The 9,567-nt window shown below is 62.3% G+C and carries 9 protein-coding genes and 1 pseudogene; all 10 read right to left on the bottom strand.

The features are described from left to right. Positions 1 to 296: pyridoxine 5'-phosphate synthase (locus tag MRY84_RS16095; RefSeq protein ID WP_291506715.1), on the bottom strand; the 296-nt coding region annotated here is incomplete at its 3' end. Further along, positions 293 to 1,063: a DNA repair protein RecO gene (gene recO, locus MRY84_RS16100; protein ID WP_291506716.1), complete on the bottom strand. Its 771-nt coding sequence runs from the start codon at positions 1,061 to 1,063 to the stop codon at positions 293 to 295. The genes MRY84_RS16095 and recO, both read right to left, overlap by 4 nt. A 204-nt stretch (positions 1,064 to 1,267) precedes the next feature. Further along, positions 1,268 to 2,272: a GTPase Era gene (era, locus tag MRY84_RS16105; RefSeq protein WP_291506723.1), complete on the bottom strand. Its 1,005-nt coding sequence runs from the start codon at positions 2,270 to 2,272 to the stop codon at positions 1,268 to 1,270. Continuing rightward, positions 2,248 to 2,952, bottom strand: coding sequence for a ribonuclease III (gene rnc, locus MRY84_RS16110; protein ID WP_291506717.1), 705 nt, complete (start codon positions 2,950 to 2,952; stop codon positions 2,248 to 2,250). Before rnc ends, era begins: the two co-directional genes overlap by 25 nt. Beyond that, positions 2,952 to 3,317 carry a DUF4845 domain-containing protein gene (locus MRY84_RS16115; protein ID WP_291506718.1) on the bottom strand — a complete coding sequence of 122 codons (366 nt, stop codon included), beginning with the start codon at positions 3,315 to 3,317 and terminating at the stop codon, positions 2,952 to 2,954. Before MRY84_RS16115 ends, rnc begins: the two co-directional genes overlap by 1 nt. A gap of 37 nt (positions 3,318 to 3,354) precedes the next feature. Continuing rightward, the gene (lepB, locus tag MRY84_RS16120; RefSeq protein WP_291506719.1) at positions 3,355 to 4,332 is read right to left on the bottom strand and encodes a signal peptidase I; all 978 of its coding nucleotides are present in this window, start codon (positions 4,330 to 4,332) and stop codon (positions 3,355 to 3,357) included. Continuing rightward, a complete protein-coding gene (gene lepA, locus MRY84_RS16125) occupies positions 4,332 to 6,140 on the bottom strand; it encodes a translation elongation factor 4 (protein ID WP_291506720.1) in 1,809 nt (602 codons plus the stop codon). Before lepA ends, lepB begins: the two co-directional genes overlap by 1 nt. Before the next feature lie 500 nt (positions 6,141 to 6,640). Further along, positions 6,641 to 8,110: a DegQ family serine endoprotease gene (locus MRY84_RS16130; RefSeq protein ID WP_291506721.1), complete on the bottom strand. Its 1,470-nt coding sequence runs from the start codon at positions 8,108 to 8,110 to the stop codon at positions 6,641 to 6,643. Positions 8,111 to 8,276: 166 nt separating this feature from the next. Beyond that, on the bottom strand, positions 8,277 to 9,353 hold the full coding sequence (locus MRY84_RS16135) for a MucB/RseB C-terminal domain-containing protein (RefSeq protein ID WP_291506722.1): 1,077 nt from the start codon (positions 9,351 to 9,353) through the stop codon (positions 8,277 to 8,279). A 41-nt stretch (positions 9,354 to 9,394) separates the two neighbouring features. Then, a pseudogene (locus tag MRY84_RS16140) lies at positions 9,395 to 9,567 on the bottom strand (anti-anti-sigma factor); the annotation flags it as partial.

A 9,567-nucleotide genomic window follows, 5' to 3' on the forward strand; every position in this document is an offset into this window, starting at 1 on the left:
ACCTCGCGGATGAAGTCCATCAGGTTCTGCGAGGGGTTGCCTTCGATGTTGTATTCGCGCCCCGGCCAGGCCTTCATCAGTGCGGCCAGCTCGAACACATCGTGGGCGCGGATGTGGCGTTCATCAGGGCGGGGATGCACGGTGATGCCCTGCGCACCGGCCTGCAGGCACAGCTCGGCCGCACGGACGACGCTGGGAATGCCCAGGTGGCGCGTGTTGCGCACGAGGGCCACCTTGTTGACGTTGACCGACAGGGCTGTGGCCGGGTGTGAAGCAGTGGAGGATGGCTGGTTCATAGGGACTGCAGATCGATCATGAGCTGGCGAGTGCGCAACGTGGGGCTCCCGCAATGGTATTGCAGCAGGGCACGCAGCTGGGGTTTGAGTTCGGAGGCCACCGAGGCGCAGGCCCGCAGGGTCGCGGTGTAGCGGCTGGCCTCGTCGTCCAGCGCGGTTTGCAAGACCTGCCATTGGCGGCCCGAGAGCCCGCTGCGGTCGGCAGGCGACGCGGCGCGCAGGCCGCCCTCGGGCACCAGCGCGTAGCGCGCGTCGGGCGCGAGCGGTGCCAGGGTCATGGTCTGCACGTCCAGGCTGGGCAGCAGGCCGATCTCGCGCAGCAGCAGCAACTCGAAGCTGCGCAGCACAGGCTCGAGCGCGTCGCCATGCTCGCTGGCGAGCACCCCCACCACGCCCGCGTAGGCGTCGAACAGTGCGATGTGCGGATCGGCGCGCGCCAGCAGGCGCAGCAGCAGTTCGTTGAGGTACAGGCCCGAGAGCAAGGCGTCGCCCGTGGGCATCACATGACCACCCACCCATTCGGCGCCCTTGAGGGTGTGGATGTCCGCCTGGCCGTCGTCACCCCCGGCCAGGGTGTAGGTCACCGTGAGCGGCTGCAGCGGCAGCAACACCGGGCGGAAGTTGGAGCTGGGTTTCTTGGCGCCCTTGGCGACCAGCGCCACCCGCCCCTGCCGACGACAGAAAACTTCCAGGATCAGGCTGGACTCGCTCCAGTCGTAACTGTGCAGCACGAAAGCGGGTTCATCGGAGATGCGGCGCGGGGGCATTTCGCTACTTTTTTCAATAGCACCCGGCGCTTATTGCGTAAGCGCCAAGGCACAACTTGTGCGCAAAATCACGGCGCCGGTGCCACTGTCTGGCAGGCCCCCGCACGGGCGCGGCCCGAAACCAGCGCCACCGTGGATCCGGCTCTGCCGGGCCACTGGTGGCGTTCCCCATGGGGGGAAGGCGCAAAGTGCCTCAAGGGGGCCTCACTCATACCCAAAGGAGCGCACGCGCGCTTCGTCGTCGGCCCAACCCGAGCGAACCTTGACCCATAGCTCCAGAAACACCTTGGCGTCCATGAGCTTTTCAAGCTCCTGGCGGGCTTCGGTGCCGATGCGCTTCAAGCGTTCGCCCTTGTCCCCGATCACCATCATCTTGTGATTGTCGCGCTCGACCACGATGGTGGCAGCGATCTTGACCAGGCGCTTGTGCTGCTTGCTCTTTTCTTCGTCGAACTTGTCGATGACCACCGTGGAGGTGTAAGGCAGCTCGTCCCCGGTAAAGCGGAACAGCTTCTCCCGCACCGTTTCGCTCGCCAGGAACTTCTCGCTGCGGTCGGTCAGCTCGTCCTCGGCATACCACCAGCCCTGCTCGGGCAGGTATTTTTCGCAGATGCCGAAGAGGCGCTCGATGTCGGCCTTGTTCTTGGCCGACATGGGCACGAACTCGGCAAAAGGGTGACGCTCCTGCATGCTCTTGAGCCACGGCGCGATTTCGGCGCGCCGGTGCACCATGTCGAGCTTGTTGGCCACCAGCAGCGTGGGGATGCCCGGCTTGAACAGGGACAGCACCTTGGCGTCCGCCAGCGTGAAGTTGCCTGCTTCCACCACGAACAGAATCAGGTCCACGTCGCCAATCGCGCCCATCACCGTCTTGTTGAGCGACTTGTTCAGGGCCGTGGCGTGCCGCGTCTGAAAGCCGGGCGTGTCCACAAAGATGAACTGCGTTGCCCCCAGCGTGCGAATGCCGGTGATGCAATGGCGCGTGGTCTGCGCCTTGCGCGAGGTGATGCTGATCTTCTGCCCCACCAGTGCATTGAGCAACGTGGACTTGCCCACGTTGGGCTTGCCCACGATGGCAATCACGCCACAACGCTGGCCGGGCACCGCCGCGGGCGCCCCGGCCGCTGCCAGCATGGCCTCCAGGTCGTTTTGCACGGGAGCGCTTTGCGGACCTGCGTCACCAGCTACATCTTTGGTAGCGTCGTTGATAGTTTGTTTTCTTTCAATTTTGCCAGCATGGCCGCTGCCGCTGCCTGCTCGCCGGCCCGGCGGGACCCGCCAATGCCCCGTTCGGTAAGCCCCCGCTCGGGAATGTCGCATTCGACATCAAAGGTCTGGCGGTGTGCAGCCCCCACCGTGCCCACGACCTTGTACTGCGGCAGCTTCATTTTGCGGCCCTGCAGCCACTCCTGCAACGCGGTCTTGGCATCCTTGGACGCCGCCTGCATCTGCGGGTTGATCTCCACCCCCTGGAACAGCCGGTGCACCAGCGCCTCAGCGCTCGCGTAGCCAGCATCGAGGTAAACCGCGCCAATCAGCGCTTCCAGCGCATCGGCCAGGATCGACGGGCGCTGCTGCCCGCCGGACTTGGATTCGCCTTCACCTAAGCGCAACACCTCGGAGATCTTGAGCCGCAGCGCTAGCTGGTGCAAGGTCTCCTGCTTGACGAGGTTGGCGCGCACACGGGACAGATCCCCTTCCGGCAGGGCCGACAGCCGCTGGTACAACAAGCTGGCCACCGCGAGATTGAGCACGGAGTCGCCCAGAAACTCCAGCCGTTCGTTGTGGTCTGCCGAAAAACTGCGGTGCGTGGTCGCGCGCTGCAGCAGGGTGGGATCAGAGAAAACATGCTGCAGGCGGGCCTGCAGCGCTTGAAGGCCGGAATGCACTACTTGGTCTGTCCTTCGAATCGGTAGACGAGGTAGGCGGGGCCCGCCAGGGCGATTTCACGGGAGTACTTGTATCCGACTATGACGTTGTCGCCCCGCTTGGATATTTCCAGGTCACTCCCCTTGATGGAACTGATGTCGTCAATGGCCGCCGCCCGGTCGAACGCGGCACGAATCTCCGGCACGGTGCTGGCCTCTCGCGCCGCCTTGGTCGCAGCCTTGTTGATCGCCTGGTACTCCAGAAAGATCGGAACCGACTGCCCGCCGATGGCAAACGCAGCCACGGCCAGCACACCAATGAAAATCACACCAAAAAACGACAATCCGCGCTGGCGAGAGCGACGTGCAGAAAACTGTCTGTTCATTTCTTTCCCCCTCGGTATTTAAATCAATGAAGCGCCGTTACTGGAACGACCCGATGCGCTTGATGTTGCCAAAATTCATCCACACGAAGAACGCTTTTCCGACAATGTTGCCCTCCGGCACGAAACCCCAGTAGCGCGAATCGAGCGAGTTGTCCCGGTTGTCCCCCATCACGAAATAGTGGCCCTCGGGAACCTTGCAGACAACGCCCTCGACACTGTAGCGGCAGTTCTTGCGATGGGCAAAATTGCTCGCGCCCTGGACGAACGCCGGCACTTCCGGGTTGTTGAGCAGGCGGTGAGACGCTGAGCCCAGCTGCTCCTCAAACTGCTTGAAATAGCGCATCGAGTCTTCCTCGAAGAAGTCGGGCAGCGCCTTGGTGTCCACCGGTTTGCCGTTGATCGTCAGGCGCTTGTTGAGGTAGGCCACCTCGTCGCCCGGCACCCCCACCACTCGCTTGATGTAGTCGAGGCTCGGCTGCGGTGGATAGCGGAACACCACCACGTCGCCCCGCACAGGTGGGGCGCCCTCGGTGATCTTCGTGTGGATCACGGGCAGGCGGATGCCATAGGTGAACTTGTTCACAAGGATCAAGTCGCCCACCAGCAGCGTGGGGATCATGGAACCCGACGGGATCTTGAAAGGCTCGAACAAAAAGGACCGGAGCACAAACACGGCGGCAATCACCGGAAAGAGCCCCGCAGTCCAATCGAGCCACCAGGGTTGCATGAGCAGGCGCCCCTTGGCTTCCTGGACGTCCACATCGACCTTCTGGATTCCCATGCGGTCCAGCTCGGCGCGGCGCTGAACGGCGGCGTCTTCAATGGCCTGGGCAGCACGGCGGCGCCGGGGCAAAAAATACAGGCGCTCGGCCAGCCAGTAGGCCCCGGTCACCACCGTGGCCAGAAACAGCAGCAGGGCGAAGTTTCCCTCCACTGCACCAAAATACCAGGCACCGATGTACCCGCCAAACCCGGCCAACACCAGGGCCGTGAAAATCTGCATGAACTGGGCCATCAATCTTCCACCTGCAAAATGGCCAGGAATGCCTCTTGGGGGACCTCCACCGATCCGATCTGTTTCATGCGTTTCTTGCCTGCTTTTTGTTTTTCAAGGAGCTTGCGCTTGCGGGTAATGTCACCCCCGTAGCATTTTGCCAGCACGTTCTTGCGCAAAGCCTTGATGGTTTCGCGCGCGATGATGTTGGCGCCGATGGCAGCCTGGATCGCCACGTCGAACATCTGGCGGCTGATGATTTCGCGCATCTTGGCGGCCACGGCGCGGCCGCGGTACTGGCTCTGGCTGCGGTGCACGATGATGGACAGCGCATCGACCTTCTCGCCGTTGAGCAGGATGTCCACCTTCACCACGTCGGAGGCGCGGTACTCCTTGAACTCATAGTCCATCGATGCATAGCCGCGCGACACCGACTTGAGCTTGTCGAAGAAGTCCAGCACGATCTCGCCCAGCGGCAGCTCGTAGGTGAGCATCACCTGGCGGCCGTGGTAGGCCATGTTGATCTGTACGCCGCGTTTCTGGTTGGCCAGGGTCATCACAGGACCCACGTAGTCCTGGGGCATGTACAAGTGCACCGTGACGATGGGCTCGCGGATCTCCTGGATCTTGCCCTGGTCGGGCATCTTGGAGGGGTTCTCCACCATGATGACTTCGCCATCGCCCTTGACCACTTCATAAACCACGCTGGGTGCGGTGGTGATGAGGTCCTGGTCGAACTCGCGCTCCAGACGCTCCTGCACGATCTCCATGTGCAACAGGCCCAGGAAGCCGCAGCGGAAGCCAAATCCCAAGGCCTGGGAGACTTCGGGCTCGAAGTGCAGCGACGAGTCGTTGAGCTGCAGCTTCTCGAGCGCATCGCGCAGCTGGTCGTACTCGCTGGCCTCCGTGGGGTACAGGCCCGCGAACACCTGGGGTTTGATTTCCTTGAAGCCGGGCAATGCCTCTTCGGCCGGGCCCGCATTGTTGGGAAGCTTCTTCTCCAGCGTGATGGTGTCGCCCACCTTCGCCGCCTTAAGCTCCTTGATGCCCGCAATGATGTAGCCCACTTCGCCGGCCTTCAGGCTGTCGCGCGGCTGGTTGGCCGGGGTGAACACGCCCAGGCTGTTGGCTTCATAGGCGGCGTTGGTCGCCATCATCTTGAAGCGCTCGCCCTTCTTGAGCTCGCCATCGACCACGCGCACCAGCATGACCACGCCCACGTAGGAGTCAAACCAGCTGTCGATGATCATCGCGCGCAGCGGGCCGTCCGCATTGCCGCGCGGAGCGGGAATCTTCGCCACGATGGCTTCGAGAATGTCGTCCACGCCCATGCCGGTCTTGGCCGAACAGGGAATGGCGTCGCTCGCATCGATGCCAATCACATCCTCGACCTCAGCCTTCGCGGTCTCGGGATCGGCCTGGGGCAGGTCCATCTTGTTGAGCACGGGCAGCACTTCGACACCAAGATCCAGCGCGGTGTAGCAGTTGGCCACCGTCTGCGCTTCAACACCCTGCGAGGCATCCACCACCAACAACGCGCCTTCACACGCCGACAGCGATCGCGAGACCTCGTATGAGAAGTCCACGTGGCCGGGCGTATCGATCAGATTGAGGTTGTAGACCTGCCCATCACGCGCCTTGTATTGCAGCGCCGCGGTCTGCGCCTTGATGGTTATCCCACGCTCTTTCTCGATGTCCATCGAGTCGAGCACCTGGGCTTCCATCTCGCGGTCAGCGAGGCCGCCACAGCGCTGGATCAAGCGATCGGCCAGCGTGGACTTGCCATGGTCGATGTGCGCAATGATGGAGAAATTTCTGATGTGGTTCATCAACGGAAAGCGTCAAGTGATTGAATTGAAACGGAGCACACAAGAAAAAAGGGCGCGTCGAATGGCGACGCGCCCTGAACCAACAATCATTGGCAACTGCGATAGTTGGAGCTTCATTGTAGGCAAAAAGCCCAAAGGAAAAAGCCCGTCCGACTGCATCTAAGGGGAGTTGCCAGGGTGCAACAGCAATTTTATCAACACCTTATACACAAGGCATTCCACCACGCCCCTGGACAACTTGTGGGTGAGCTGTGGATCGCCTGTGCATTGCCAGCCGCGATCCCGCATCGTGGATCTACCGGTGCTCGATATATGGTTTAGCGCGCAAGAAAGCTCGCCATTCTATCGAATTCGGTCAATAGTGCTTCCTGAAAGTTAGCCGAAGCTAACTTTCAGGATTTTCTGCCGCGAGCCGGAACCAGCCCAATTGACCCAAACACCCCTGGAGGAGCGTGGTCAAACAATGCACCGCCCGTCTATGGCCAGACGGTTGGCAGTGATCAGCGCCCCGGACGAATCAGCGCATATTGGGCCCATTCACCCCGCCGATACAGCACATTGATCGGCCGGGTCTTGTCCGCCTTGGCAAGCACTGCCTCGAATTCCTTCACGCCAGACACTTCGGTGTTGGCTACAGCCAGAATGACATCGCCCTCCCGCAAACCAGCCCGCGCTGCGGCGTCGGAGGCGGAGGCAATCATTACCCCCCCTTTGATCTTGAGCTCTTTCTTTTGGGCTTCGGAAAGCTCAGTCACGGCGAGCCCGATCTGCTGCGCTGCTGCGGAAGCCTTGGGCTTTTCTTCACGCTCCGCGGCCTTGGCGGTGGCCGGCTTGTCCGGCTCGATCTCGGCGATGGTCAGGCTCAGGTCTCGCGATGCTCCGCGGCGGAACACGGTCATCGTGCTCTTCGTGCCCGGCTTGGTATTGCCGACGAGCCGGGGAAGGTCCGCGACTTTCTCGATGGGCTTGCCATCAAAGCGCGTGATGATGTCACCGGCCTCCACGCCCGCCTTGTCAGCCGGCGAACCAGCCTCCACGCCTGTCACCAGCGCGCCCTGCGGTTTGCCCAGGCCGATCGACTCAGCCACATCCTTGGTGACCTGCCCGATTTGCACCCCGATGCGCCCCCGCGTGACCCTGCCCGAGGCACGCAGCTGATCGCTCACGCGGATCGCCTCATCCATCGGGATGGCAAACGAGATGCCCATGAACCCGCCGGAACGCGAATAGATTTGGCTATTGATGCCGACCACCTCACCGCGCATGTTGATGAGCGGCCCCCCCGAATTGCCGGGGTTGATGGCCACATCGGTCTGAATGAACGGCAGGTAATCCCCGGTGTCACGCTGCTTGGCACTCACGATGCCCGCGGTGACGGTGTTCTCCAGTCCGAAAGGCGACCCGATCGCCATCACCCACTCGCCGACACGCAGGCGGCTCACGTCTCCCACCTTGACGGCAGGAAGGCCCGTGGCCTCGATCTTGACCACCGCGACATCGGTGCGCTTGTCGGCCCCGATGATCTTGGCCTTGAATTCGCGTTTGTCGGTCAGCGTGACGATCACCTCGTCAGCGCCGTCCACCACATGGGCATTGGTCATGACATACCCATCACCAGTCAGGATGAAGCCCGAACCGACGCCGCGAGGTTGCTCATCATCCTGGGGGCGCTGTGGCCGCTGGGGGCGCGGGACGTTGGGAATCGGCACGCCAAACCGGCGAAAGAACTCCAGCATTTCCTCGTCCATGCCGTTGGCGCTGGCGCGGCCGCTGGACATCTTCTCCACCGTGCGAATGTTTACGACCGCAGGACCCACCTGGTCCACCAGATCAGTGAAATCCGGCAGCCCCCGCGCCACAGCGGCAGGCTGAGCCAGCGCCGCGTGCGGCATGAGCGCCCCGGCGGCAACCCCGGTAAACATGCAGGCTAATGCCAGAGAACGCAGAACATTTCCGTGGAATTTCGGCATCGTCGACCTTTCGTGAATTGTGGCGATTGCAAACATCAAGTTGTGTCACTGTGAAAGGGGTGCAGGAATTTGGTTCCCTTGCGGGATATCCAAAGGAGGCGTTATCTCAGCCGCACACAGGGATCAGTAGTCTGGCGAGGCACGCTTGCGGCGCCGAGGAGCCCCGTCAGCGCACGCGTTCGAGCTGCCCAGCAAACAGTCGCAGCGTTTGCAGCGGCACTTCTCCCACCGCAGTCACCCACATATCGGGCGGAATGCGTTGCGCCAGCAACTGCGTGGCCCCGGCACCCGCAATCTGCGGCTGGGCAGGATGCCGCTGCGCATTGAAGGGTTCGACGAACAATGAAACCGATGCAAGGCCGTCTGAATAGAGGCATTGCAAGACATCCTGGGTCCCTTCGGATGATGACATCGAGCGCCGATGACAGCTCACGGGGACAAAGCCCGCTACCGGCTGGCGCAATCCCCACCCTTCCGCCGAAGCCGTGGTCTTGACGACTTCCGGCGAGACCAGCTTGTACCCGTCCGTGGCATCCATCATGCGCGAGAGCTGCTCCATGCGAACCGGAGCATTCAGATCGAGCTCGGAGAACGCCGCCTGCTCCAGCACCCGGCCATCAGGCCCCAACGTCTGCAACTTGATGACGAGGCCGGTCTCCTGCTCGCTCCACAGTTTGTAGCCAAAGCGCAGCGTATCCACCGGCTTGAACCACACCACATCGGCCATCAAGCCAGCCACCCGCTCCTGTCCCAGGGAGCGCGACGTGTAGAACTGCGAAATGGAGGTTCCGTCAACGACAGGCACCCGAGGAAACAGGCCTGCCACATCGCGGCGATCCGAACGCACCACCCGAGCCTGCGGCAGGAATGTGCGGACCTCGTCATTGCGCCGAAAAACCGTGCGAGGAGTACCGCTGAGCGCCTCAACCCGCTCCATCTGCTGAGCGCCTTCACACGCATGCCAGATGCGGGAGCTGGCCATCGACCCGGACGCAGCCAGCACGACGAACGTGCCCGCATAGGGCCGCACGCACGGAGCCCGGTGCATGCGCTCTATCCACTGAACGATGCCACGCTCCGGAGAGGCTGCAGGACTATCGCTGACGGAAGCGGGCTGTTTTCCACCCGGGGGCGCCGCCAGCGCAATGGAACAGCCCACTGCGCAAAGCCCCAGGACTGTCCTGGTCTTGAACCATTGACGCACTTTGCCCGCCTTGCTGCTCGCCACCCCTTTATTGCGCATCACGCCATCTCAAGACAAAAGCTGCTTTGATGTACTCGCGCCTACCGGTTGGGCGCCTCAAACGTTGCATTGCGCAGGAATCCCGCTGGCATCTGCAATGCCGAGGTACTGCCAAACTGCTTGTGCGCTGCCAGCAACTCGTCCAGGCGCGGATCGCGAATCATGACCTGCGGGCCATCCGCGTCGGCAACGGCCACGACCGGGGACCCCGTCG

The organism is Acidovorax sp., assembly GCF_022763525.1.
GTDB lineage: Bacteria > Pseudomonadota > Gammaproteobacteria > Burkholderiales > Burkholderiaceae_C > Acidovorax.

Coding starts and splice junctions, on each gene's coding strand:
- recO (WP_291506716.1), bottom strand. CDS start 1,063: ATGCCCCCGCGCCGCATCTCCGATGAACCCGCTTTCGTGCTGCACAGT.
- lepB (WP_291506719.1), bottom strand. CDS start 4,332: ATGGCCCAGTTCATGCAGATTTTCACGGCCCTGGTGTTGGCCGGGTTT.
- MRY84_RS16135 (WP_291506722.1), bottom strand. CDS start 9,353: ATGCGCAATAAAGGGGTGGCGAGCAGCAAGGCGGGCAAAGTGCGTCAA.
- lepA (WP_291506720.1), bottom strand. CDS start 6,140: ATGAACCACATCAGAAATTTCTCCATCATTGCGCACATCGACCATGGC.
- MRY84_RS16130 (WP_291506721.1), bottom strand. CDS start 8,110: ATGCCGAAATTCCACGGAAATGTTCTGCGTTCTCTGGCATTAGCCTGC.
- MRY84_RS16115 (WP_291506718.1), bottom strand. CDS start 3,317: ATGAACAGACAGTTTTCTGCACGTCGCTCTCGCCAGCGCGGATTGTCG.